Source organism: Aquabacterium sp. (assembly GCF_049317225.1).
GTDB lineage: Bacteria > Pseudomonadota > Gammaproteobacteria > Burkholderiales > Burkholderiaceae_C > Aquabacterium.
In genome coordinates, this window is record NZ_JBMOIR010000009.1 from 64,994 (window position 1) to 90,338 (window position 25,345).

Here is a 25,345-nt window from a genome sequence, read left to right on the forward strand (position 1 = left end):
ATAGCGGGGGTGGAAGGGGCCGCCAAGCGCTTGAAGGGAGCTGTGACGCGGCGTTCCCCGGGGGACTTTCATTAGAATGGAAGTCCAACAAGCAGTTGCCATACGTTTTTGTTGGAAGGCGCGTCGCTACATCGCACGTGCCTTTTTTTTATGGATCACATTCGTAATTTCTCGATCATCGCGCACATCGACCACGGGAAGTCCACCCTGGCTGATCGCATCATTCAGCGCTGCGGCGGCCTCAGTGACCGCGAGATGGAAGCCCAGGTGCTCGACTCGATGGACATCGAGAAAGAGCGCGGCATCACCATCAAGGCCCAGACCGCTGCTCTGGAGTACAAGGCGCGCAATGGCAAGGTTTACAACCTCAACCTGATCGACACCCCGGGTCACGTCGACTTCTCTTACGAAGTCAGTCGCTCGCTGTCGGCCTGTGAAGGCGCCTTGCTGGTGGTGGACGCCAGCCAGGGCGTCGAAGCACAGACTGTGGCCAACTGCTATACCGCGCTCGATCTGGGTGTGGAAGTGGTACCTGTGCTCAACAAGATGGACTTGCCGCAGGCCGATCCCGATCGCGCCAAGGCTGAAATCGAAGATGTGATCGGCATTGACGCCTCGGACGGTATCCCTTGCTCGGCCAAGACCGGCATGGGTGTGGAAGACATCCTGGAAGCGGTTGTCGCCAAGATGCCCGCGCCCAAGGGGGATGCTACCGGCCCGCTGCGCGCCATGATCATCGATGCGTGGTTCGACAACTACGTGGGCGTGGTCATGCTGGTTCGTGTGGTCGATGGTTCGCTCAAGAAGGGCGAGCGCATCCGTCTGATGGCCACCAACTCGGTGTATCCCGTTGACCACCTGGGGGTGTTCACGCCCAAGTCGGTGGATCGCCCCGAGTTGCGTGCTGGTGAAGTGGGCTTCGTGATCTGCGGTATCAAGGAGCTGGCTGCGGCCAAGGTGGGTGACACCATCACCGTTGAAAAGAAGCTGCCGAACAACGCCGGTCCAGCCGAGCAACCACTGCCTGGCTTCAAGGAAATCCAGCCGCAGGTGTTTGCAGGGCTGTATCCCAGCGAGTCGTCCGAATACGACCAACTGCGTGATGCACTCGAAAAGCTCAAGCTCAACGACAGCTCGCTGCGTTACGAGCCCGAAGTGTCTCAGGCGCTGGGCTTTGGTTTCCGCTGTGGTTTCCTGGGGCTGCTGCACATGGAAATCGTGCAGGAGCGCTTGGAGCGTGAGTTCGATCAGGATCTGGTCACCACCGCGCCCAGCGTGGTCTACGAGGTGGAGCTCAACGACGGCACTGTCATCGACGTCGAGAATCCCTCGAAGATGCCGGACGTGGGCCGTATCCGCGAGATCCGCGAGCCCATCGTGACCGTGCACCTCTACATGCCGCAAGACTATGTGGGCCCGGTCATGACCCTGGCCAACCAGAAGCGCGGCGTGCAGATGAACATGGCCTATCACGGTCGTCAGGTCATGCTGACCTACGAAATGCCGCTGGCCGAAATCGTGCTGGATTTCTTCGACAAGCTCAAGTCGGTGTCGCGTGGTTACGCGTCGATGGACTATGAGTTCAAGGAGTACCGTGCCTCTGACGTGGTCAAGGTCGACCTGCTGATCAACGGTGACCGCGTGGATGCCTTGTCCATCATCGTGCACCGGACGCAGGCGCAGTACCGCGGCCGTGCCGTGGCGGCCAAGATGCGCGAGCAGATTCCGCGTCAGATGTACGACGTGGCCATTCAGGCAGCCATTGGCGGCAACATCATTGCCCGCGAAAACATCAAGGCGCTGCGCAAGAACGTGCTGGCAAAATGCTACGGTGGTGACATCACCCGTAAGCGCAAGCTGCTCGAAAAACAAAAGGCCGGCAAGAAGCGCATGAAGCAAATTGGTGCCGTCGAGGTACCACAAGAAGCATTCTTGGCCATTCTGCAAGTGGACGATTGATGAATCTCTTTACCAGTGTGTTGCTGGCGGCATTTGCCGTCTATTTGGGGGGCTGGTACGGTGGTCAGTGGCAGGGGAATTTCTCTCTGCTGCTGTTCCTGATGACCGTGGTGACCCTGGCGTATTGGCTGGCCGAGCGCTACAAGTTCCGTCCCGAGCGTGAAGCTGCCGCAGCACGTCTGGTGACTGAGGCCGAGGCGCGCAAGGCGCAGTTGGCGGCGCAAGGCATCACCCAGGTCGATACCGATGTGACACAGGCGCGTGATCGCTTGCTCATGCAGCCTTGGTGGCTGGATTGGACAGCCGGCTTGTTCCCGGTGATCTGCGTGGTGTTCCTGATGCGCTCGTTCCTGTTCGAGCCCTTCAAGATTCCCTCCGGTTCGATGATTCCCACCTTGCTGGTGGGCGACTTCATCCTGGTCAACAAGTTTCACTACGGCATCCGCTTGCCAGTGATCAACAAGAAGATCATTCCTAACAATGAGCCCCAGCGCGGCGACGTCATGGTGTTCCGTTACCCCGTGAACCCCAAGATGGACTACATCAAGCGTGTCGTGGGGTTGCCGGGGGACGAGGTCAGCTACCTCAACAAGGAACTTAGGATCAACGGCAAGCCTGTTGAAGAAGTGCCTTTGTCCGAGTTTTACGACGCAGACAGCCTCCGCTACTCCAAGCAGTACAGCGAAGCCTTGCCCGGTTTGACGCACCGTATCCTGATTGATACAGATCGCCCACCATTTGTGCCACCGCAGGCCATCGAAGACTATCCATTCAAGGAGAACTGTCGCTACAGTGGTGAAGGTGTCGTGTGCAAGGTGCCTGCCGGTCACTACTTCGTGATGGGCGATAACCGCGACAATTCTCAGGACTCGCGTTTCTGGGGCTTTGTGCCAGACGAAAACATCGTCGGCAAGGCCTTTGTGATCTGGATGAACCTGGGTGATGTCAAGCGCATTGGCTTCTTCCAGTAAGGATTGAACAGAGAGGTTGAATCACATGTCCCGCCATACCAAGACCGCCCAACACCAATCAGGCATCACATTGATTGGTTTGATGTTCTGGGCCGTGTTGTTTTGCTCCGTTGCGTTGGTTGGGATGAAGGTGATCCCTGCGCTGACTGAATATCGTACGCTGTCGTCGATGGTCAACAAGGTCGCTCAAACCGGCGGGTCAACCGTTCCCGAAATTCGCGCGGCATTTGACCGTGCGGCCCAGGTCGAATATGGCGTGACATCTGTTCATTCACGTGATCTGGATGTCACGAAGGAAAACGATAAGGTGGTCATCAAGTTCGCTTACGACAAGGAGATTGAATTGATGGATCCCGTTTATCTGTTGATCAAATTTCAAGGCCAATCCAAGTAAGACTGGCTCTCATCGACTGACGTCTGTTCACGGGCCTGAACTTCAGGCCCGCTTTTGTTTTTTATGGCACGTTCGCCCCATTCATCTCAACCTGACCCAGCACGTGGGCAAACGCCTGCCTTGCAGGCTTTGCAGCAGCGCCTCGGGCATGTCTTCGCCGAGCCGCGGTTGCTGGCCCGTGCGGTGACCCACAAGAGCTTTGGTGCCGACCACTACGAGCGTCTTGAATTCCTCGGGGATGCTGTCCTGAATCTGGGCGTGTCTGATCTGCTCTACAAGCGCTACTCCGACAGTGATGAGGGGGATTTGACTCGCATTCGGGCACATTTGGTTCGCCAAGACATGCTGCACAAGTTGGCTGTGCAACTGGCTTTGCCTGAGGTGTTGCGTCTGAGTGAAGGTGAGGCCAAAGGGGGCGGAGCCCAGCGTCCGTCGATTTTGGCGGACGTGCTGGAAGCCATCATTGGTGCCATTTACCTGGACGCTGGCTTCGCAACGGCGCACGGATTGGTCATGCGCTTGTTTGAGCCTGTGGTGGCGCAGTCCAGCACAGAGGTTTGGGCGAAAGACCCCAAAACTGCCTTGCAGGAATGGCTGCAGGCGCGCAAGATGTCTGTCCCACATTACCGTATCGATTCGACGCGAGGCAAGGCCCACGAGCAGGTATTCGTGGTTGCATGCGAGCTGACTGATATGGATTTGAGCTTGACTGCCGAGGGTTTATCGCGTCGCGCCGCTGAACAGGCGGCAGCCCAATTGGTGCTTCGCCATCTGGAGAGTCTGTCGCCCAAAGACATTCCGTCCGCACGAAAGGTGCCGACCGTCGTGGTCAAGAAATCTCGTCGTTCTTCACAACATCAAGGCTGATCCCAGTCTGATTGCCAACTGAACTGTTTACTGCAACGCTGCTCATGTCCACCAAACCCGAAGACAACCTCAATCCCTCGCTGGATGCCATGCTGGCCAATCTCTCTATGGCGAAGAAGGGTGGGGCGGAGCAAGCAGTCCCCGATGCCCAGCAGCGCTGTGGCCTGATTGCGATCGTGGGGCGCCCCAACGTCGGCAAGTCCACCTTGTTGAATGCGCTGGTCGGACAGAAGGTGTCAATCACATCGCGCAAGGCGCAGACCACGCGTCACCGCATTACAGGCATTCGTACCGATGGTGACACCCAGTTTGTGTTCGTGGACACACCAGGTTTCCAGACGCGCCATACGGTGCGTGGGACAGCGGCCCTCAATCGCAATTTGAACAAGACAGTGCAAGCCACCCTGTCCGACGTGGACGTGGTGATGTTCCTGGTGGAGGCCGGTCGTTACGGCCCGGACGATGCCAAGGTGCTGGCTTTGCTGCCAAAAGACAAGCCGGTCATTTTGGTTGCCAACAAGCTGGATCTGGTTCATCGTCGGGAAGACTTGTTCCCTTGGCTGCAGTCCATGCAAGCGCACCATCCCTTCACGGAGTACGTGCCGCTATCTGCCCAGAAAGAGGCTGATACCGTTCGTTTGCTGGGCATCCTCCGTCCCTATTTGCCTGAGCAAGGCTGGTGGTACGACTCTGAGGCGTTGACTGATCGCACAGATCGATTCCTTGCCAGTGAAATCATCCGTGAAAAGCTGTTCCGTCTCACCGGAGATGAGCTTCCCTACACGTCGACGGTGGTCATTGATGCCTATGCCGAAGAGCCGCCACCTCCGGGTAAGCCCAAAGCAACTGGCTTGGTGCGCATTGCGGCAACCATCATTGTCGAACGAGAGCAGCACAAAGGCATGATCATCGGCGACAAGGGCGAGCGTCTCAAACGCATCGGCACCGAGGCTCGGACCGAGTTGGAGCGACTGATGGGTAGCAAGGTGTTTTTGGAGTTGTGGGTCAAGGTTCGCTCGGGTTGGGCAGATGACGATGCCCGCTTGCGCACCTACGGCTACGAATAAGGGCGTCAGGGCATAGGTGCATGAGTCGCACGGCGTCACGTCCGGTCAATGAAGCGTTCGTGCTCCACAGTCACGACTGGAGTGAGTCCAGTCTGATTCTGGAGTTGTTTACGCGTGAGCACGGACGTGTGGTGGCTGTGGCCAAAGGGGCCAAGCGTCCATACTCGCAACTGCGCCCGGTGCTGATGCCATTTCAACGCTTGCTGGTGAACTTTGGCGCCAAGCGCTCGGAAGACGCAGAGGTTTGGCTGTTGCGTCAAGCCGAATGGGCTGGTGGGGCCGCCTGGCCTGGCGGATCGGCCCTGTTGTCGGGTTTCTATCTCAACGAGTTGTTGATGCGATTGATGGTTCGCCACGATCCGCATGCTGAGCTTTTCGATGCCTACGCCCAGACCCTCCTGGCCATGGGTAATCCGACGCTGTTGCACGCAGCCTTGCGTGCCTTTGAGCTGGTCTTGTTGCGGCAGTTAGGGCATTTGCCCGATCTGGCGTCGATCAGTGCCAATGGCAACGCAGTTAATGCTGGTGAGCTGTATGCGTTGCAACCCGACTTTGGCGTCCTGCCTGCCCGCCTGGGCGGTGAGGCTGATTCAGGGCCCGTGGTGCTGGACGGGCATGTTCTGAAAAGTTTGGAGCAAGCCATGCGTTCCAAGGGACATCAAGTGATTCCGACGGTCATGGCTGCCTGCATGCCGGTTTTGGGTGAACTCAAAAGCTTGCTACGCACACATATTCACTATCATCTCGGTTCCCAGACGCTGCGAACACGCCAGCTGATGATGGAGCTTCAACACGTATGACTTTCTCTGGTACCCATCTGACCGCCATGGATGCCCCGCTGCTTGGGGTCAACATTGATCACGTTGCCACGGTTCGCAATGCGCGCGGCGGACGTTTCCCGGACCCGGTGGCAGCGGCGCAGTTGGCCGTGGAGGGGGGGGCCGACATCATCACGTTCCACTTGCGCGAAGACCGTCGCCATATCCGTGACGACGATGTGGTTCGCCTGAAGGCGTGCATCGCGGTGCCGCTGAACTTCGAAGCTGCCATCACCGACGAGATGCTGGACATCATCGAGCGTACGGCGCCAGAACATGTCTGTCTGGTGCCCGAGCGTCGACAGGAAGTCACCACCGAGGGAGGGCTGGACGTGCTGGGTCAATTTGGCCGAGTCAAGGACGCCTGCGATCGCTTGGCGCAAGCGGGCAGCCGGGTGTCACTGTTCATCGGAGCTGATCCAGCTCAGATCGAGGCGGCTGCCAAAGCTGGTGCGCCTTGCATCGAACTGCACACCGGGCCGCTGGCCCATGCGTGGTGGGACAATGATCCCGTTGCGCTGCAAAACGAGCTGAGCCGCTTGCAGGCCGGCTTGCAACTGGGGCGCAGCCTTGGCTTGCGTACGCACGCTGGCCACGGTTTGGCGCTGACGCAGCCCGGTGATGCCGGGCTGGCGGGGCAAACCAGCAGTGCAGCTTTGGTGGCGGCCTTGCCCGAAGTGGCTGAACTGCACATCGGCCACGCCTTGATCGGTCACGCCGTGTTTGTGGGCCTGCGTCAAGCCATTGCTGACTTCAAGTCCGAAGCGATTCGTGCCCGTCGGTCTGCACCATGATTGTTGGCATTGGCACAGATTTTTGTGATGTGCGGCGCCTCGAAGAGACCGCACAGCGTCAGGGTGAGCGCTTCATTGCGCGCATCCTGGGCGAGCAGGAGCGCAACGTGTTCCACGAGCGCCAGTCTGCAAATGCTGAGCGTGGCTGGCGTTACCTCGCCAGCCGCTTTGCCGCCAAAGAAGCGTTTGCCAAAGCCATTGGTCTGGGCATGCGTGACCCGATGAACTGGCAGGATTGCCAGGTCGTCAGCAACGCCATGGGTCAGCCCAGCATTGCACTCAGTGGCGAGTTGGCAGGCTGGTTTGCCAGCAAAGGCTGGCACGCCCATCTGTCTCTTTCTGACGAGGGGCACCACGCCTTGGCCTTCGTCGTCATCGATCAACCATTCCCCACCGTATGAGCAAGACCTCTCGCACCTCGAAGACCGCGTCCGCCCATCTACCCGAAGTGGCCCATGCACCGGTGGTGCTGGACATCGCCGGCCTGACGCTCAACGACGATGACAAGCGCCGTCTGGCGCATCCACTGACTGGTGGTCTCATTCTGTTTGCCCGCAACTGGGAGTCCCGCGCGCAACTGACCCGACTGTGCACCGAGATCAAGGCCATTCGGCCCGACGTGCTGATCTGTGTTGACCACGAGGGCGGTCGCGTGCAACGCTTCAAGACGGACGGCTTTACCCACGTGCCCACCATGCGCAAGCTCGGTGACATGTGGTTGAAGGATGGCAAAGGTGGCGAGGGGGCAGGCGCCATGGCTGCCACCGACGCCGCCACGGCCTGCGGCTATGTTCTGGCCAGCGAATTGCGTGCTTGCGGTGTAGACCTGACGTTCACGCCCGTGCTGGATTTGGACTGGGGCGAAAGTGGTGTCATTGGTGACCGTGCTTTCCATCAGGACCCGCGCGTGGTCACGATGCTGGCCAAGAGTGTGATGCACGGCTTGTTGTTGGCCGGCATGGCGAACTGTGGCAAGCACTTCCCAGGCCATGGCTTTGTGAAGGCTGATTCACACGTCGATATCCCCGTCGACAAGCGTAGCTTGACTGCCATTCTCAAAGACGATGCCAAGCCTTACGAGTGGCTGAGCACCTCCCTGACGAGTGTCATGCCCGCACACGTGATTTATCCCAAAGTGGATCAGCACCCAGCCGGTTTTTCTCGACGCTGGTTGCAAGACATCTTGCGTGAGCGTCTTGGCTTTACGGGTGCAATCTTCAGTGATGACCTGAGCATGGAGGGGGCCAGTGTTGCGGGTAGTCACACGCAAGGTGCCATCGCCGCACTGAATGCAGGGTGCGACATGGTGCTGCTGTGCAATCAGTCCTTGAATGGTGGTGCGGCCGTTGACGCGCTGCTGGATGGGCTTTCGGCCGCCTTGGCTCGAGGGGGCTGGACACCCAGCGAAGACAGCGAAGCGCGTCGGCTGGATTTGTTGCCTCAGACGGCGCCATTGACGTGGGATGAGTTGATGTTCCACCCGCAGTATCAACAAGCCTTATCGAAATTGCCCCGCTAAACAAAAAGCCCCACATCGTGGGGCTTTGTTTTTCAGGCAGTCCCAGCGTAGAGGCTGTCGACGATGTGCTTGTAGCGTTCCAGGACAATCTTGCGTTTGACCTTGAGTGTGGGCGTCAGTTCTCCACCCTGAACCGTCATGGGGGATGGCAGGACAGCGAACTTGCGGATTTGAGCGACGCGGGCCAAGCTTTGATTGACGTGGTCGATGTTCAGTTGAACCGCCTTCAAGACGTCCGGATGACGATCCAATTGTTCTGCGGCCAAACCGTGCGATCGGGCGAATGCCTTGAGCGCATCCTGATCCAATGTCACGAGTGCCGTCAGGTAGTTACGACCATCTCCAGCCACCACTGCGTGTTCGATCATGTGCGTGTCCATGAGCGCCGCTTCGATGTTGGCCGGTGAAATGTTTTTACCACCCGACGTGATGATCAGATCCTTTTTCCGACCGGTGATGTACACATAGCCATCTTCGTCAATGCGGCCCAAGTCGCCAGTCAGGAGCCAGTCTCCAGACATGGTCTCTGCGGTGGCGGCCGGTTGCCCCATGTAGCCTTTGAAAACGTGTGGGCCCCGTACGAGTAGTTCGCCATCTTGTGCGACATGCATCTCGGTTCCGGGTAGCGTCTTGCCGACGGACCCAATGCGGGTACTGCCTTCCAGACTCATCGTCGAGGGTCCGCTGACCTCGGACTGACCGTACACCTCACGGATCACCAGATCCAATCCGGTGAAAAACTTCAAGCTCTCTGGTGCAATGGGGGCTGCGCCAGAACTGAGCAAGCGTGCATGCTGGAAGCCCAATGCCGCCTGCACTTTTTTGTAGATGAGTTTGTCCGCCAGCACGCGTTTGAAGTCCAGCAGGGCGCCGGTGGGGTGTCCAGCCAGCTTACGCTCGTGCCATGCTTGGCCCACGCCCATGGCCCACTTGGCCAGGTGCGCCTTGAAGCCCTTGGCGTCGTCCAACTTGGTTTCGATGGCTGCCTGCATTTTTTCCCACACGCGCGGGACACCAAAGAACACGGTGGGCTGCACCTCTTTGAGGTGATCGCCCAGCGTCTCCATGCTGGTGGCGTAAAACATCTGCAACCCTGAATGGGCTTGGTTATGCATGCCCCCCATTTGCTCGGCAGCGTGTGCCAGTGGCAGATAGGAGATCAGGCGGTCATGCTCATCTGCTTTGCAGATTTGGACCATGGTGGTGGCGGTCCACCACAAGTTGCCTTGGCTCAAGGCAACGGCTTTGGATGGGCCTGTGGTGCCTGAGGTGTAGATCAATGTGCCGATGTCATCCGGTGTCAGCGCGCTGGTTCGCTGCTGGAGCACGCTCTCAGGCGTCTCTCTGTGGCGTGACAGGAAGTCCTGCCACGAACTCACTGGCAAGTTGCAGTGCACCGCCAAACCCGCCAGGTCTTTGAATGAAACGATTGTTTTCAGGTGGGGCAGTTCATCGGTGCATGCAGTGACCGATGCCAGCCGGTTTTCGTCCTCGACAAAGAGAATCGGTGCCTTGCTGTGATTGAGGACGTACGCAATGTCCTGTGTCGAGCTTGTCCAGTAGATGCCGGCTGGCATGGCGCCGATCGACATGGCCGCAAAGGCAATGATGGCCCACTCCGGGCGGTTGAAGCTGAGGACTGCAACGGCATCACCTCGGCGCACCCCCAAGCTTAAAAGCGCCCGCGCTGCGGTCGACACTTGCTCGCCGTATTCCTGCCAACTCGTCGCCTCCCATCCGTGTTCTCCGCGTACGAAGTAGGCTTCCCGAGAGCCCAGTCGCGTGGCTGTGCGTTGCAAGACAACGGATGGAGGGACAAACGAGGCCATGGGGTCCGGAGACGCCTGGCGGGCATCATTTGCCATATCAACTGTGCTGTCGATACGAACCGCTTGAGCAATAGACACGTACGTCTCCTTGTGTTTGCACAGATTAAAGTGCAAGGTGACGTAAACGTCAACTGTTTATCGTTTAGGTGAAACCCTCTGGGGAAAGACCCCGATCACGATCGCTGCCGCGCATGAAAAAACCCGGCGCGAAGGCCGGGTTTTTTGTTGGGCGAGGCGACGCAGTCTTACTGCCCAGTGGTCTCGAACGGCAAGGTCACTTGACGCAGATCCTTCTTGGTTTCGACCAAGATCAATGGACCTTCGTCCAGCAACACGGCTGCCTTGCGTTCGCGTGGCACATGCACAGGCTTGGGCTCGTTGGCGATCGCTTCTTGGGCAACACGGATCTTGTCGGCATCTGAGTTGACCCACTCCAGCCCGGCGTCCTTTGCCAACGCTACCAACTGTTCGATTGGCAAGCTGTAAGGCTCAGGTGCAGGGGCAACCGGTTCTGCGGCAACTACCTCGGCAAACGGTGCTGAGGTAGCTTCGATCGTGGTTGGCTCGGACGGAGCCACCACGACGGGCGCGACGACTTCAGAAGCCTGTGTCAGGTCGGTGGCGGGGGCGTCAGCATTTTGCTCAACCACCTCGCTGGACTCTGCCGAGCGGTCGCGACGATCGCGGCGTGGACGGTCACCACGTTGGCGACGGCCGCGCGACTCTTGCTCTGCACCTTCGCTGATGCCAGCTTCAGTGCTATTGTTGTCGGCAGCGGCAGCGGTGGATGGCTCGATGGTGCCGTCTTGCTGCGTATTCAGGCTGTCGTCAGCACGTTCACCGCGACCACGGCCACCACGACGACGACGACGGCCGCCTTCGCGTTCGCCATCTTGTGCGACAGCGGAATCGGCGCCAGGCAAGGCAGCGCCTTCCGTCGCAACGGTTTGCCCCAGTGCCAACGCTTCTGCTGCAATCGCTTCGCGATTCAGGGCGGGACGATCGCCACCACGGTTGCCGCGGCCACGGCGACCTTCCTGACGTGGCGCTTCGTCGCGTGCTGCCTCGTTGTTGCCCTCACTGCGATCCTCGCGGTTAGGGCGACGGCCTTGACGGTTGTCGCCTTGGCGCTCCGACTTCTCACCGCGTTCACGACGATCGCCGTTGCGCTCGCCACGACGCTGACCGTCGCGACGGCCGCGACCTTGACCCTTGCCATCCTTGGCAGGTTCGGCAGCAGGGGTGGGGGTGGCTTCAGTGGCAGGTGCCGGTGTGGCTTCTGCTTCGCCGAAGCCAAACAAGCGCTTCACCCAGCCGAAGAAACCACCAGAGCTTGGCTTGCTTTCAGGCACAGGCTGATGCGGAATCTCGACGGCAGCCTCCAGCATGGGTTCATTCTTGGGAACAGCCATCGGAGCAGGTTGATCGGGCAAAACACCCTTGATGACCGGCTCTTGCTTGGGCTTGATCTTCTCGCGACGGGTGATGCCCACCTCTTCGCTGGGCTCCTCGATCATGGAGTAGCTGGCCTGGATGTTTTCCAGGCGAGGATCGTCGTGGCGCAGGCGCTCCAGTTTGTAGTTGGGCGTTTCGAGATGTTTGTTCGGCACCAACAGCACGGTGACGCGCTGCTTCAGTTCGATCTTGGTGATCTCGGTCCGCTTTTCATTCAGCAGGAAGGAGGTCACTTCCACAGGCACTTGCACGTGCACAGCAGCAGTGTTGTCCTTCATGGACTCTTCTTGAATGATGCGCAGGATCTGCAGGGCCGACGACTCGGTATCACGGATGTGCCCGGTGCCGTTACAGCGCGGGCAGGTGATGTGCGAGCCTTCCGACAGGGCGGGACGCAGACGCTGACGCGACATCTCCAGCAGGCCGAACTTCGAGATCGAGCTGAACTGCACGCGGGCACGGTCGGTGCGCAGGGCGTCACGCAGGCGCTGCTCCACCTCGCGGCGGTGCTTGCTGTCCTCCATGTCGATGAAGTCCATGACGATCAGGCCGCCCAGGTCGCGCAGGCGCATCTGACGGGCAATTTCGTCGGCCGCTTCCAGGTTGGTGCGGAAGGCTGTTTCTTCGATGTCGCCACCACGGGTAGCGCGGGCCGAATTCACGTCCACGGCCACGAGGGCTTCGGTGTGGTCGATCACGATGGCGCCACCGGAGGGCAGGTTCACCGTGCGGCTGAAGGCCGTCTCGATCTGATGCTCGATCTGGAAGCGAGAGAACAGTGCGGCATCGTCACGGTAACGCTTCACGCGGTTGGCCGTGTCGGGCATGACATGCAGCATGAACTGCTTGGCCTGCTCGTAGATGTCGTCGGTGTCGATCAGGATCTCGCCGATGTCAGCCGTGAAGTAGTCGCGGATGGCGCGAATGACCAGCGATGACTCCTGATAAATCAGGTAAGCGCCCTTGCCGGCTTGGGCGGCCTCGTCAATGGCCGTCCACAGCTTGAGCATGTAGTTCAAGTCCCACTGCAGCTCAGCCGGTGTTCGGCCAATGCCAGCGGTGCGGGCGATCAGGCTCATACCCTTGGGGTACTCGAGCTGATCCATGGCTTCCTTGAGTTCTTCGCGCTCGTCGCCCTCGATGCGACGACTCACGCCACCGCCACGGGGGTTGTTGGGCATCAGGACCAGGTAGCGGCCAGCCAGCGAAATGAACGTGGTCAGGGCTGCACCCTTGTTGCCGCGCTCTTCCTTTTCAACCTGCACCAGCAGTTCCTGGCCTTCCTTGATCACGTCCTGGATCTTGGCCGAACGAACTTCGACGCCTTCCTTGAAGTACTGGCGCGAAATTTCCTTGAAAGGCAGGAAGCCGTGACGGTCCTCGCCGTAATCGACGAAGCATGCCTCAAGAGAAGGCTCGACGCGGGTGACGACGGCCTTGTAAATATTGCCCTTGCGCTGCTCGCGCCCTTCGATTTCGGTCTCGAAGTCGAGCAGTTTCTGTCCGTCAACAATGGCCAGGCGCCGTTCTTCCGGCTGCGTGGCGTTGATCAGCATGCGCTTCATGTGGTCTCCACAGTTCAAGCGAGGTCTGACCGGGATGGCGCCGGGCAAACCTCAACTCACCATGACCCTGACGGGCCGTGGCAGCTTTCATGCACGAGCAACGAAGCTGAACCGGAAAGGAATTGCCTGGGCTGTCAATGGCGCACAAAGGCGTCAATGCAGCAAGGGCGCGCGTGCCGAGACTTGGACACGGGACTGACTCCAGCCAACTGCGAACGGGCGAGCCAGCATCCTGGCTGGCTTGAACGCCTGTGTTGTAAGGGTGGGGGAGTCAGAGGGCACCAGCAGCCGGCGTGCGTCAACAGCGCCAATACTCGGCCATGCTTCTGGAAAGAAGCAGGCCAGCGCTTGGGCGACGCAATCGATGGGCTGAATGGACCGGGGCACGTGGGCAGTCACTCGACACAGATGCCAGCGCAAAAGGGGTTTGATGAAAACTCCAAGTGTCACGCTGGAATCCGGAAAACCTTGATTTATGGTTCGATCTACGTTGGCTCTGACAGCAATCTTTCCGCGGCAGGGCGACACCTTGGGTCGCTCTCTCCAGTGAAGGAATGCTGTTGCATCACCATCAATTTGGCGGGGCACCCCGCCGGGCCTTGTCATGCAGCACCACCAGATCGACGTCAAAGGTAAAATGCGATCTGGCTTTGCCTGTTGGTTGTCGCTGATACCGCATGAGCCATATCAACACACAACAAATTCACAACGTGGCCAAGACCATTATAGGTGCGAAAAACACCGCCCGAACCACCGTTCAAACTACGAAAAAACCCGCTGCAGCCCAGACGGAGGTGTTGGCCTCTGTTCAGCGATTGACCATTGATGAAGGCAGTGCAGGTCAGCGTCTTGATAATTACCTGATCAAGATATTGAAAGGTGCGCCCAAGACCTTGGTTTATCGAATCATTCGCAGCGGTGAGGTGCGCGTCAATAAGGGGCGGGCGGCTGCGGATACACGGCTTGAACTGGGTGATGAAGTCCGCGTGCCGCCGTTGCGTCTGGCAGAAAAAGACGAACAGCGTGAGGCAGCGGTTCCGGCGCGCGAGTTTCCCGTCTTGTTTGAGGATGACCATATGTTAGCCATCAACAAGCCGGCCGGTGTCGCAGTTCATGGCGGTAGTGGCGTGAGTTTCGGGGTCATCGAGCAACTGCGCCGGGCGAGGCCTCAGGCCAAATTTCTGGAGCTGGTGCATCGGCTTGACAAGGAAACCTCCGGCATTTTGCTGATTGCGAAAAAGCGCAGCGCTTTGACCTCCTTGCAAGACTTCTTCCGCCACCGTCAGGCACACAAGACCTACGCCGCACTGGTGATCGGCGACTGGCCTGCTGCACGCAAGGTGATTGACGTTGCGCTACACAAGTACTTGACGCCCGAGGGGGAGCGACGAGTGAAGGCCGTGAAGGACGACGACGATGATGGGCGCCGCTCCATTTCCTTGGTTCATGTCGTCCAGCGATTCGCGAACTTCAGCTTGCTGGACGTGACCATCAAGACAGGTCGGACGCATCAGATCCGCGTGCATCTTCAAAACGAAGGGCACCCCATCGTCGGGGACGACAAGTACGGAGATTTCGCCCTGAACAAAGCCTTGGCTCGAGGTGGTTCGGATGACCTTCCAGGTGTCATGCGCAGTCAATTGAAGGACGGGCGCTTCGAGCGCATGTTCTTGCACGCGCGTTACCTGCGTCTGCCCCATCCTGTTTCAGGTGAAGAGTTGACCTTGCAGGCACCGCTGCCGGCGGAGTGCGAGAATCTGCTGAGTGCTTTGCGCCCGCTGGCGCAACCCTGATCCAACGATGCCTTGCCGCGAATGACGACCACTGTTGACACCGGATTGCGCCCCCGTGCGTACGACTTGATCGTATTTGACTGGGATGGCACCTTGTATGACTCCACCGCCCTGATCACAGGGTGTATTCAGGCCGCATGTGCGGACTTGGGCTTGCCCGTGCCACCTCGCTCTGAAGCTGCCTATGTGATCGGAATGGGGCTCTATGAGGCCTTGGCGCATGTCGCGCCTTCTTTGGATCCTGCGCGTGTGCCTGAGTTGGGGCAGCGTTATCGGCATCACTATTTCCAGCGGCAACACGAGCTCACGCTGTTTGATGGCACGCTTGCGTTGCTGGATGCGCTGAAAGCCCGGAACCATTGGTTGGCCGTTGCCACGGGTAAAAGTCGACAGGGATTGAACGAAGCCTTGACGCATGTGGAGCTGCGAGGGGTTTTTGACGGCACACGAACCGCTGATGAGACGGCTTCCAAGCCTCACCCTCGCATGTTGCTGGAGTTGATGGCCGAGTTTGGTGTCGATCCTGAGCGCACCTTGATGATTGGTGATACGACGCACGATCTTCAATTGGCGTTGAACGCAGGTGCGCACAGTGTTGCTGTCAGCTACGGTGCCCACGAACCCGCGACGTTTGCCGAATTCCCAACACAATTTGTCGCGCACTCCATGGCGGAGTTGCATGGCTGGTTGGTTGAGCATGCCTGACCACTCGGCTGAGCCTCAATTTCTCTGCCTTGCGTCTGGCCTGACTGAGACGGGCGACGCTGTGGTGTTTGAGGTGAGCGCATTTGGGGTTGCCAGGCCGGTTCAGGCATTTGCGGTTCGCTATCAAGGACAGGTCGTTGCGTACTTGAATCAGTGCGCACACGTGCCCACCGAGATGGATTGGCAGCCGGGTAAGTTTTGGGATATGGATCGCTGCTTTTTCATCTGTTCGATCCACGGCGCTTTGTACGATCCTCCCAGTGGCCTGTGCGTCAGTGGACCCTGTCGTGGTGCGCACCTCAAGAAGATTGAGGTTCAGGAGATCGACCAGAAGGTCTATTGGTATCCTAGCGAGCAGTTCCAACCCGTTTTTTGATTTCAACCCGTTGCGCGGACATCATTCATGAGTGCGGTCGATTCCTCTTCGGCAGATCAGCCGACAAACACCGAGCGTATGCTGCTGGAGCAGTTTGCCGCGGCGTACTTGGCCCAACAGCGGCGACAGCAACGTTGGCGCTGGTTCTGGCGCCTGCTGTGGATTGCCGTTGCTCTGAGCGTCATCTGGACCGCCGTCGAGACGGTGCCGTCGGCCAAGGCGCCTGTGACGCCGCATACCGCACTGGTCGAAGTACGTGGAGAAATCGGTGCCGAAACCGAATCCAGTGCCGACAACCTGATGGCTGCATTGCGCAGTGCGTTTGAAGATCAAGGCGCTCGTGCCGTGGTGTTGCGCATCAACTCGCCGGGCGGGAGTCCTGTTCAGGCCGGGCTGGTGAACGACGAGATCCGTCGGTTGAAGGCTGCACACAAGAAAAAGGTGTATGCCGTTTGCGAAGAAATGTGCGCCTCTGCTGCCTACTACATCGCGGTGGCTGCAGATCAAATTGTGGTCGACAAGGCGTCCATCGTGGGCTCCATCGGTGTGTTGATGGATGGCTTTGGCTTTTCTTCCGTGATGGAGAAGGTCGGTGTCGAGCGTCGACTGATGACGGCAGGTTCAAATAAGGGCATGCTGGATCCATTCTCTCCTCGCAATCCGAATCAGGAAGCGTATGCGCAAGCCATGCTGGATCAGATTCACCAGCAGTTCATCCAGGTGGTCAAAGACGGCCGCGGCAAGCGCCTGAAGGCCGAGCCAGATACCTTCTCCGGGCTCTTCTGGAATGGCCAGCAAGCCGTGGGTTTGGGTTTGGCTGACCGCCTGGGGAGCTTGGATCAGGTGGCGCGTGACGAAGTCAAGGCGGAAGACATCATCGACTACACGCAAAAGGAAAACCTTGCGGAGCGCCTTGCAAAGCGTTTTGGTGCGTCGATCGGTGCAGGTGCCGTGCACGCCATGCGCTCAGCCGTCACCATTCATTGAGCGTCCGCTCGCGTGACAAGCTGGCTGAGGCTGGGCCTCAGCCGTCGATGCTCATGACCAGCCTTTGAGCTGCGTCGTATGACAGTGTCAGCAACTGCGCGACATCTTTGATGTCAGCCGGTAGCGCCATCTCGGCATGTGGGTCATCCCAGCCGTGCTGAGTGTGCCGGGCAATTTGAACGCCGAGGATCACAGACCGCACCCTCGGGTCGTTCATTTTGTGGCCGTCGGTGCACTCGATCAGCAACTCTGGCAGATTCCATAGGCGCATGAGTTCATGCCCGAGATCGTCCAGTGTGATGCCCAGTACTTCCCGCTGAACCACCTGTGAGCGCTGGGTGTGATCCGTTTTTAGCCGGTTGGCAATCTCAAGAGCCAGATCAGGTGCGTGGCACCAAAGCAGCATCTCCGCGAAGTCGTGAAGCAGGGCGGCTTCCTGGATGACGACGGCGTCTTGATCTTGTCTGCGCAACGCAAAATTCATGGCGAAGTGCGCAGAGCGCCGTGCCCGGGTGATGACCTTGATGAGGCCGCTCAATGCTTCTGGGCGATCGCGAAGCCAGTCCAGAATGGTGTGGATGTCTTGAAAGGTGTGGAAAAACGGGCTGATGCCTTGCATGACGATGGCGCCCACCAGCGTTTCGGGTGGCTCGACACTCAACCGTGTGCAGTGCTTGGATACGTTTACCAAGACCTTGAGCGTCATCAGTGGGTCATTGCTGAACCCTTCTGCCAAGGTATGCGCATCAACGTTGCCGTTGTTTTCTTCAATTTCCCGGAGTTGGGAAAGCTCCGCCACCGTTCCGGGAAGAACGGGAATCTCAAGCTTGGCCAGCGTTTCAGCCCATGCTCGTAAATTGGGTAATGGGGATTCGATCATGGCGTGAGGCAGCCCCTGTATTGGTAAGGGGGTTATCGACCCATTATGCAGTGCAGGCAAGCCGGGTCTCCCCTCGGCTTGCCAACTTGCTCACGCAGTTTGCCGCGTGGTGTTGCTTTTAGCTACCTAACAGTGCGTGCTTCAGGTCGCTGTCGACGGGGTCATTGCCCAGCCAGATCTTCAGGATCGCAGCGTAGAAGTCGTCACCGGCGATGTCACGACCCTTTTGTGCGCCATCCACCAGCACCCGCATGCCGGCGCCTGGGATCAGGTTCATGTTGATGGTGGTGCCCTTCTTGACGGAGCCGAAGGTCATCATCAGGTTCTTCAGTTCGTCCAGGCGACCTTGGTACTTGGCCAGTTCTGCGTCCGACGCGTTCTTCTTGAAACCCTTGATCATGGCGTCAGCAAAGTCTTCGCCGGTCAGTTCGCGCAGCAGAACGATTTGAACCGATTTGGCGCCAGGTTGAGCAATGGCCGCGGCAGCGTTCTTTTCCTTCTTGGACAGGTACAAGCCGGCTGCATACACGTCGACAATGATCTTGACGCGGACGCCAGCTCCGTTGAGTTGCAGCGGTTGATTGGCTACTTGAGCGGTGTCACCGAACTTGGCGCCTTTGATTTCCAGGGCCATGGCAGGCAGTGCGGCAGCCAGTGCAGTGCTCAGGATCAGAGCGCGGGCGATAGATTTCATGGGTTCTCCGTCATTGATTGGTCAGTCCAAAATGGGCCGAACAAGGCATAAACGCACAGTTTCTCCCCAAGGACGACAAGGACCATAGCGGTAAATTCCCGAGGGTGCGCCTGTTTGCCCTCGATTTGTATCGGGGCGTGGCGCGATTGCAGCAGCTCTGCAACGTTTCTTACAGAGAGATGCAGCAGAATGGCAACCCAACACCGGGGCTACCGCCCAGGGAATTGGAATTCAAGTCATGTCTTTTTTGGTTATCGACATCGGCAACACGCGGTTGAAGTGGGGCTTGTATTCAGCGCCTTCTCGTCAGTCCGAGTTGCTGGCTCATGGGGCCGTTGTCTTGGAAGACATTGACTATCTCTGGCACCTCTACTGGAAGAACCTTCATCATCAACCGAAGGCGATGCTGGGTTGTGTCGTGGCAGGTGAGGCCATCAAGCGGCGAGTTGAGGAGCAACTGGAAGAGGGCTGGGGTGTCAAGCCTAATTGGGTGTCATCCAGTTCAGAGGCCGGGGGCGTTCAAAATGGCTATGAGCACCCACAGCGCTTGGGCGCTGACCGATGGGCGGCCATCATCGGCGCTCGCCAGCGAGCCTTGCTCACCGATCCAGTGACCCCCCCGCCAGTATTGGCAGTAATGGTCGGAACCGCTGTGACCGTTGACGCCATTGATGCCTCGGGTCGTTTTCTGGGGGGCTTGATCCTGCCGGGGTTTGGTTTGATGTACCGCGCCTTGGAGAGTGGGACCGCAGGCTTGAAAGTGCCAACGGGTGAAGTGCACGACTTTCCGACCAACACCAGTGACGCGCTCATGAGTGGAGGGACGGACGCAATCGCCGGTGCCATTGAGCGCAGCCTTCGCAGGCTGCGTGTTCATGCAGGCAAGGAGCCTCTCTTGATCATGTCAGGAGGGGCAGTGTCTCGTTTGTCTCACGTAACCGAATTGCCTGCCACGATCGCAGAGAACCTCATTTTTGAGGGGCTGCTGACCCTGGCAGAAGGGCTCACAGAATAAAGCGGGACAGATCCTCGTTGCGAGCCAGTTCGCTGAGCTTGCGATCCACTTCATCTGCGTCGACCAGGTGAGTTTGGCCACTGAGATTCGGGGCGTTGAATGAGAGTTCGTCCAGCAGTCGCTCCATGACGGTTGCCAGGCGGCGAGCGCCAATGTTTTCAGTGCGCTCGTTTACTTCGCAAGCAATTTGCGCCAAGCGACGAACAGCCTCCGGTGTGAAGTTCAGGTTCACACCTTCTGCAGACAGGAGTGCTTGGTATTGCTTGATCAAACTGGCGCTGGGTTGAGTCAGAATGGCTTCGAAGTCATCCACCGACAGCGATGACAGTTCGACGCGGATGGGGAATCGCCCTTGTAGTTCAGGGATGAGGTCGCTGGGCTTGCTCAGGTGGAACGCGCCAGATGCGATGAACAGGATGTGATCGGTTTTCACCATCCCATACTTGGTGTGGACGGTGGTGCCTTCGACGAGCGGGAGCAAGTCACGTTGAACCCCTTGGCGAGATACCTCCGCCCCTTGCCCCTCTGATCTGCTGGCGACTTTATCAATTTCATCGATGAAGACAATGCCGTTTTGTTCTGCGCGTTCCAGCGCACGAGCACGGATTTCATCTTCATTGACCAGCTTGGTCGCTTCTTCTTCGATCAACTGTGCGCGGGCCTCTGCGATGGTGACTTTGCGAGTCTTTTTCCGCTGTTGCCCCATCTGCGAGAACATGCCACGCAATTGTTCGGCCATGTCTTCCATGCCGGCGGGGCCTAGGATTTCCACTGGAGGCGCTTTGCTGTCCGCCAGTTCGATGTCGATCTCTTTGTCATCCAGTGAGCCCTCCCGCAAACGCTTGCGCATCACTTGACGCGCGGTGCTGTCTGTTGAGGTCGGCGGCGTGACGCCGAAATCGGCGCGAGGCGCGGGGATCAGGACATCCAGAATGCGGTCTTCAGCCGCGTCCTCCGCACGCATGCGTTGAGCCTGAACCTGATGCGCACGTTCTTGTTTGACCGCACTCTCGACCAGATCGCGGATGATGGTGTCGACATCCTTGCCGACGTAACCCACTTCGGTGAACTTGGTTGCCTCCACTTTGATGAAGGGTGCATCCGCCAATTTGGCAAGGCGGCGAGCGATCTCGGTCTTGCCCACACCGGTCGGCCCGATCATGAGGATATTTTTAGGTGTGATCTCGGTTCGCAATGATTGATCAACTTGCTGACGACGCCAACGGTTTCGCAAAGCAATGGCGACGGCGCGCTTGGCGGCGTGTTGGCCAACGATGTGTTGATCCAGCTCGCACACGATATCTTGTGGGGTCATGCTCATGATGCGTCAGCCCAGCGTTTCAATGAGGTGGTTCTGATTGGTGTAGATGCACAGGTCGCCGGCGATTTCAAGCGACTTTTTCACCATGACGGCGGCATCTAGCTCGGTGTTGGTCTGCAGGGCCCGCGCTGCGGCTTGGGCGTAGGCGCCGCCCGACCCAATGGCGATGATGCCGTGTTCGGGTTCCAGCACGTCCCCGTTGCCAGTGATGATCAATGACGTCTCACGATCCGCCACCGCCAGCATGGCTTCGAGCTTGCGGAGTACGCGGTCCGTACGCCAGTCCCGAGTCAGCTCAACAGCTGCGCGGGCGAGATGTCCTTGGTGTTTTTCGAGCTTGGCTTCGAATCGCTCGAACAGCGTGAACGCATCGGCAGTCGCGCCGGCAAAGCCTGCTAGCACCTGATCGCGATACAGCTTGCGAACTTTGCGAGCAGTGGATTTGACAACGATGTGACCGAGGGTCACTTGCCCATCGCCGCCCATGGCAACTTGCCAGCCTTGAGGGGTTTGTCGCCGGATGCTGACGATGGTCGTGCCGTGATAGGGTTCCATGGATGCCAATACAGGGTGAGAAGAGTTCACCACTTGCGGGCATCCGCAGGCTTTTCAAGTCAAACCAGTTGAAGTTTGACTTTGGCGTGCTCGTTGATGCCCATGGCGCCAAAGAACAGCGCGATCAGTCGATGCGGGTTCACGAAAATGACCTGACGCTGCTCGTCACGACGCGCGAGCACCCAGTTGAGCAAGTCACCTGCTGCGATGAAGTCCACGCGCAGCAAATATTGGCAATCGATCTCAAGACAGATGCTTGCACCCAACTGTGTCTCCAGTTGAGCGAGTGTGTTGCCAATGTCGCCAATCAATTGTCCTGAAAGATTCAGCGCGGCAACCTGAATGAAGCCCACTTCGTTCTGGAACTGTGATTCCACGAAGCTGGTCACCACCTCGGACACAATGGACAGCGAACGCGAGTGCGGATTTACTGCATCGTTGACTTCACGAACCTTGCAGGCGGCAGGTTCCCATGAAGGTGGAGACAGTTCATAGGTGACGCAGTAATCAATCGCCACCTCGTCAAACAACATGGGGTTGTTGATGAGGCGAAGAATGTCCAAGCGGAGCATCCAGTAAGTCGGATCGACGTCGCGGCTACCGGTTGGTGACGTGTCACCCAAAATGGCCATCAGGTGTCCGGTGCCAGTCCAGGCCAACTCCATAGGCTCTTTGGCCCACTGGCGAACTACTTGCCCCAGGTGCGCCGCGCCTTCAGGGGAGACCTGCTGGACATTGCTCCAGTCCATGATCCATGGGCGAGGGCGTTGCAGGATTTCCATCCGCAATTGGGCAACAGCCTCTGCGTCAATCAGTGCTGGTGCAACCCAGCCTTCAACGGCAGGTTGCTCTGGCACCGAAGCAGATGCGTCAGCATAAGGCGCGGGTGATTCCTCTACTGCTTTGGTGCTCTTCTTTGCCAGTTCTTGCGAGGCCGCGAATGCGGCAACCTTTGCGGGCAAGGAGTACCACTGAGGGGCTGACAGCCCGAACTTTTGCGCGAAAGAAACAGCCAGTTGGTCGAACTGCTGAGGCAGATCGAGGGATCGATAGAAGTCAAACAAGACCATCCAGGTTTCCGAATGGTCGTGTCGAGCTGCGCCGGGCTGGATCAGGTCCAGCAGGCAGCGTTCGCATTGATCGAAGTCAGCGTTGGCAAACGCAATGACGGCCTCGTCGAGTTCGGGGTCGTGAACGACTTCCGTGACATGCAGATCAATGTCGTTTTGAAATCCAGTGGGCGCCAGCGGAGATGTGATGGGCGCTGGAGCTGCCGATGTGGCCTGCGTTGTTGAGGTGTGGCCAGACTTCAGGATTTCACCGCTGACTTGCGGTAGTTCGTCCATGTCCAGCGGAGGCAGCTCCACAGGCAGTGTTGCGGCATGGGCATGAATCGGCATGGGCGCAGTTGGCGCATTCGCCAATGCATCCGGCATGGTCGGTGCGGGAGGCAGTGTGGGCGAGACGGGGGGGCGATTGGCGCCGCCGCCCACCATCTGGAGCTCGATTTCATCGATCTTTGCCTTGACGGCAATGTCCGAGCGCGGGCCATTGAGTTGAGGGCGAGAGTCCGGATCCATGTTGGACGGATTGGACATCGCCAGCGCCGCATCTTGGCTCAGGCCTTCACGACGGATTTTGCGCAGCATGTCGAGTTCGCGCTTGCGCACGAAGTCGTTTCGGCGCTTGCGTTCGATCATCGCCTTGATTTCGGTCTTGGCGTACTCGCTCTCGGCCGCATCTTGAGGCGGGTTGTCGAGCGCTGCCCAGTCCGTGGTCGGATTGGTGACAAAACGAGCCACCTTCCGGAAAAAGCTACCGGTTTCCTTGCTCATGATGACTGGGCTCGTTGACAACAAATCACGGACTGCCTGCTCCTGTCGAGGATCAATCCCCGAACATTTTTTGCTTCAACTCGCGACGTTGCTGGGCTTCCAGCGACAGCGTGGCCGTTGGGCGAGCCATCAGTCGACCCAGGCCGATGGGTTCTCCGGTTTCATCGCAGAAGCCATAGTCGCCAGCATCAATGCGAACCAGCGCCTGGGAGATCTTCTTCAGCAGCTTGCGCTCGCGGTCGCGGGTGCGCAACTCCAGCGCGTGCTCTTCTTCGATCGTGGCGCGATCGGCGGGATCGGGCACGATGGTGGTGTCTTCGCGGAGGTGTTCCGTGGTTTCGCCGGCGTTGGACAGCAAGTCTTCCTTTTGCGCTTCCAGTCGGGCGCGGAAGAAGTCGAGTTGCTTGTCGTTCATGTACTCTGCCTCAGGCATGGCCAGCAGTTCGGCCTCAGTGAGGTCTCGCCCGGCTTTGTGTTTCCAGGCGTTGGCGAGTTTGGTGTCAACCTTGGTGGCGGGAGTGGGCATGTTGTCTGAGTTACTGATGTGTGACGACGAGCGTCCGGTAGCCACGGATTTGGCTGATACGACTGCTTCGGCAAAAAATGCTTTGGCTTAAGAATGTACGGGATTGTGAAATCCCGCGGTTCTCGTCTTTGGGGGACGTCGCAGCCCCCGTTCGACGTGTGGATTAGCCTGACAGAAGCGCGCGGATTGTAGCCATGCTTGCTGTCAGTTTTCATCTGGGAATCCCTGAGTTGCCGCAGAAACGTCAGGCCAGGCACTGATCCAGCCCGGCTTTGAACAAATCCTGAGGCAGATCAATCCCGATGAACACCATTTTGCTGATTTTTGTCTCGCCTGACGTCCATTTTGGGCCAACGTCGCTTCCCATCAATTGATGCACGCCTTGGAAAACCACTTTGCGGTCCATGCCGGCGACATGCAGCACGCCTTTGTAGCGCAGCATGCGAGGGCCATAAATCTGCACCATGGAGCCCAGGAAATCCTCCAGCTTGGTGGCGCTGAAGGGCTTGCTGGATTTGTAGACGAATGACTTCACATCATCATCGTGGGCGTGGTGATGTGGATGGTTGCACGCTTCTCCCTCAGCATGGTCGTGGCCGCAATCGTGGCCGTGCTTGTGATCATGCTTGTGTCCGTGATGGTGACCATCATCGGTCAGGAAGTCTGGATCGATGTCCAGTTTGGCGTTGAGGTTGAAGCCCTTGAGGTCAAACACCTCAGCAATGGGCACTTCACCAAAATGCACACGCTTTTGCGGCGCACGAGGATTCATGTGCTTGATGCGATGTGCCAGATGGTTGGCATCGTCCTCGCTGACCAGATCGGTTTTGCTGATGAAAATCTGGTCCGCAAAACCGACCTGACGGCGTGCTTCCTGACGTTGATCCAGTTGCTGGTTGCCATGCTTGGCATCGACCAGCGTGATGATCGAGTCGAGCAAATAAAGCTCGGCGATTTCGTCATCCATGAAGAAAGTCTGGGCAACAGGGCCTGGATCCGCGACACCGGTGGTTTCGATCACGACACGTTCGAAATTCAGGGCGCCGGCCTTCTTCTGCTTGGCCAAGTCGGCCAGTGTTTCGCGCAGGTCTTCGCGGATGGTGCAGCAGACACAACCATTGCTCATCTGGACGATGTGCTCTTCTGTGTCGGCAACCAGAATGTCGTTATCGATGTTTTCTTCACCGAATTCATTTTCAATCACGGCAATACGCTGTCCGTGCGCTTCGGTGAGAACACGTTTGAGCAGGGTCGTTTTGCCGCTGCCGAGAAAACCGGTGAGGATGGTGACAGGAATCAGGCTCATCTTTGCAGTGTAGTGCGGTAAGTGCTGCGTGCCACAGGAGCGTGACGGATTTGTCGCAGGCATGCGTTATTCTTGCGTCATTCCAACCAAGACACCCATGCCGTGTCCGATACC

23 protein-coding genes are annotated in these 25,345 nt (G+C 58.3%); 14 read left to right on the forward strand and 9 right to left on the reverse strand.

What is annotated here, in order from left to right:
• Nucleotides 1–150 precede the first annotated feature (150 nt).
• The 9 genes from lepA (at nt 151) to nagZ (ending at nt 8,389) form a co-directional block, all read left to right on the forward strand.
• Nucleotides 151–1,959 (forward strand): translation elongation factor 4, encoded by a 1,809-nt coding sequence (lepA, locus tag ACOYNB_RS08130; RefSeq protein WP_422838602.1) that lies wholly within the window; start codon nt 151–153, stop codon nt 1,957–1,959.
• The gene (lepB, locus tag ACOYNB_RS08135; protein WP_422838603.1) at nt 1,959–2,930 is read left to right on the forward strand and encodes a signal peptidase I; all 972 of its coding nucleotides are present in this window, start codon (nt 1,959–1,961) and stop codon (nt 2,928–2,930) included. Before lepA ends, lepB begins: the two co-directional genes overlap by 1 nt.
• A 25-nt stretch (nt 2,931–2,955) precedes the next feature.
• A complete protein-coding gene (locus tag ACOYNB_RS08140; protein ID WP_422838604.1) occupies nt 2,956–3,324 on the forward strand; it encodes a DUF4845 domain-containing protein in 369 nt (122 codons plus the stop codon).
• A 63-nt stretch (nt 3,325–3,387) separates the two neighbouring features.
• Nucleotides 3,388–4,191 carry a ribonuclease III gene (gene rnc, locus ACOYNB_RS08145; protein ID WP_422838605.1) on the forward strand — a complete coding sequence of 268 codons (804 nt, stop codon included), beginning with the start codon at nt 3,388–3,390 and terminating at the stop codon, nt 4,189–4,191.
• Nucleotides 4,192–4,298: 107 nt separating this feature from the next.
• The gene (era, locus tag ACOYNB_RS08150; protein WP_420816895.1) at nt 4,299–5,258 is read left to right on the forward strand and encodes a GTPase Era; all 960 of its coding nucleotides are present in this window, start codon (nt 4,299–4,301) and stop codon (nt 5,256–5,258) included.
• Nucleotides 5,259–5,278: 20 nt separating this feature from the next.
• A complete protein-coding gene (recO, locus tag ACOYNB_RS08155) occupies nt 5,279–6,058 on the forward strand; it encodes a DNA repair protein RecO (protein WP_422838606.1) in 780 nt (259 codons plus the stop codon).
• Complete coding sequence (locus ACOYNB_RS08160; RefSeq protein ID WP_422838607.1) at nt 6,055–6,870, forward strand: pyridoxine 5'-phosphate synthase; 816 nt, start codon at nt 6,055–6,057, stop codon at nt 6,868–6,870. The genes recO and ACOYNB_RS08160 overlap by 4 nt, the downstream gene beginning before the upstream one ends.
• On the forward strand, nt 6,867–7,271 hold the full coding sequence (gene acpS / locus ACOYNB_RS08165; RefSeq protein ID WP_422838608.1) for a holo-ACP synthase: 405 nt from the start codon (nt 6,867–6,869) through the stop codon (nt 7,269–7,271). Before ACOYNB_RS08160 ends, acpS begins: the two co-directional genes overlap by 4 nt.
• On the forward strand, nt 7,268–8,389 hold the full coding sequence (gene nagZ / locus ACOYNB_RS08170) for a beta-N-acetylhexosaminidase (protein WP_422838609.1): 1,122 nt from the start codon (nt 7,268–7,270) through the stop codon (nt 8,387–8,389). The genes acpS and nagZ overlap by 4 nt, the downstream gene beginning before the upstream one ends.
• Before the next feature lie 32 nt (nt 8,390–8,421).
• On the opposite strand, the gene ACOYNB_RS08175 is transcribed toward nagZ, so the two are convergent.
• Together ACOYNB_RS08175 and ACOYNB_RS08180 are read right to left on the reverse strand one after the other, a co-directional pair.
• Nucleotides 8,422–10,218, reverse strand: a complete 1,797-nt coding sequence (locus ACOYNB_RS08175) for an AMP-dependent synthetase/ligase (protein ID WP_422838610.1) — start codon at nt 10,216–10,218, stop codon at nt 8,422–8,424.
• Between the two features lie 245 nt (nt 10,219–10,463).
• Nucleotides 10,464–13,238, reverse strand: a complete 2,775-nt coding sequence (locus ACOYNB_RS08180) for an Rne/Rng family ribonuclease (protein ID WP_422838611.1) — start codon at nt 13,236–13,238, stop codon at nt 10,464–10,466.
• A 677-nt stretch (nt 13,239–13,915) separates the two neighbouring features.
• Here ACOYNB_RS08180 and ACOYNB_RS08185 point away from each other — a divergent pair.
• The 4 genes from ACOYNB_RS08185 to ACOYNB_RS08200 are packed head-to-tail and all read left to right on the forward strand — an operon-like array spanning nt 13,916 to nt 17,099.
• Nucleotides 13,916–15,031: an RluA family pseudouridine synthase gene (locus ACOYNB_RS08185; RefSeq protein WP_422838612.1), complete on the forward strand. Its 1,116-nt coding sequence runs from the start codon at nt 13,916–13,918 to the stop codon at nt 15,029–15,031.
• Nucleotides 15,032–15,052: 21 nt separating this feature from the next.
• Complete coding sequence (locus ACOYNB_RS08190; RefSeq protein ID WP_422838613.1) at nt 15,053–15,736, forward strand: HAD-IA family hydrolase; 684 nt, start codon at nt 15,053–15,055, stop codon at nt 15,734–15,736.
• A complete protein-coding gene (locus ACOYNB_RS08195) occupies nt 15,729–16,112 on the forward strand; it encodes a Rieske (2Fe-2S) protein (RefSeq protein ID WP_422838614.1) in 384 nt (127 codons plus the stop codon). The genes ACOYNB_RS08190 and ACOYNB_RS08195 overlap by 8 nt, the downstream gene beginning before the upstream one ends.
• Nucleotides 16,113–16,139: 27 nt before the next feature.
• On the forward strand, nt 16,140–17,099 hold the full coding sequence (locus ACOYNB_RS08200) for a S49 family peptidase (protein WP_422838615.1): 960 nt from the start codon (nt 16,140–16,142) through the stop codon (nt 17,097–17,099).
• A gap of 37 nt (nt 17,100–17,136) precedes the next feature.
• Here the strand turns inward: ACOYNB_RS08200 and ACOYNB_RS08205 are convergent, their stop codons facing one another.
• Both ACOYNB_RS08205 and ACOYNB_RS08210 read right to left on the reverse strand, forming a co-directional pair.
• Nucleotides 17,137–18,039: an HDOD domain-containing protein gene (locus ACOYNB_RS08205; RefSeq protein WP_422838616.1), complete on the reverse strand. Its 903-nt coding sequence runs from the start codon at nt 18,037–18,039 to the stop codon at nt 17,137–17,139.
• A gap of 58 nt (nt 18,040–18,097) precedes the next feature.
• A complete protein-coding gene (locus ACOYNB_RS08210) occupies nt 18,098–18,673 on the reverse strand; it encodes a chalcone isomerase family protein (RefSeq protein ID WP_422838617.1) in 576 nt (191 codons plus the stop codon).
• Between the two features lie 238 nt (nt 18,674–18,911).
• On the opposite strand from ACOYNB_RS08210, the gene ACOYNB_RS08215 reads away from it, so the two are divergent.
• Entirely contained in the window at nt 18,912–19,688 is a 777-nt protein-coding gene (locus tag ACOYNB_RS08215; protein ID WP_422838618.1) for a type III pantothenate kinase, read from the forward strand.
• Here the strand turns inward: ACOYNB_RS08215 and hslU are convergent.
• The 5 genes from hslU to ACOYNB_RS08240 all read right to left on the reverse strand — a co-directional run bounded on the left by hslU (nt 19,678) and on the right by ACOYNB_RS08240 (nt 25,231).
• Nucleotides 19,678–21,012 carry an ATP-dependent protease ATPase subunit HslU gene (gene hslU, locus ACOYNB_RS08220; protein ID WP_422838644.1) on the reverse strand — a complete coding sequence of 445 codons (1,335 nt, stop codon included), beginning with the start codon at nt 21,010–21,012 and terminating at the stop codon, nt 19,678–19,680. The two genes, ACOYNB_RS08215 and hslU, sit on opposite strands and share 11 nt — an antisense overlap.
• A 3-nt stretch (nt 21,013–21,015) precedes the next feature.
• Entirely contained in the window at nt 21,016–21,564 is a 549-nt protein-coding gene (gene hslV / locus ACOYNB_RS08225) for an ATP-dependent protease subunit HslV (RefSeq protein ID WP_422838645.1), read from the reverse strand.
• A gap of 59 nt (nt 21,565–21,623) precedes the next feature.
• A complete protein-coding gene (locus ACOYNB_RS08230; protein ID WP_422838619.1) occupies nt 21,624–23,399 on the reverse strand; it encodes a hypothetical protein in 1,776 nt (591 codons plus the stop codon).
• Nucleotides 23,400–23,451: 52 nt separating this feature from the next.
• On the reverse strand, nt 23,452–23,925 hold the full coding sequence (gene dksA / locus ACOYNB_RS08235; protein WP_374255293.1) for an RNA polymerase-binding protein DksA: 474 nt from the start codon (nt 23,923–23,925) through the stop codon (nt 23,452–23,454).
• A gap of 244 nt (nt 23,926–24,169) precedes the next feature.
• Complete coding sequence (locus tag ACOYNB_RS08240; RefSeq protein ID WP_422838620.1) at nt 24,170–25,231, reverse strand: CobW family GTP-binding protein; 1,062 nt, start codon at nt 25,229–25,231, stop codon at nt 24,170–24,172.
• Nucleotides 25,232–25,345 lie beyond the last annotated feature (114 nt).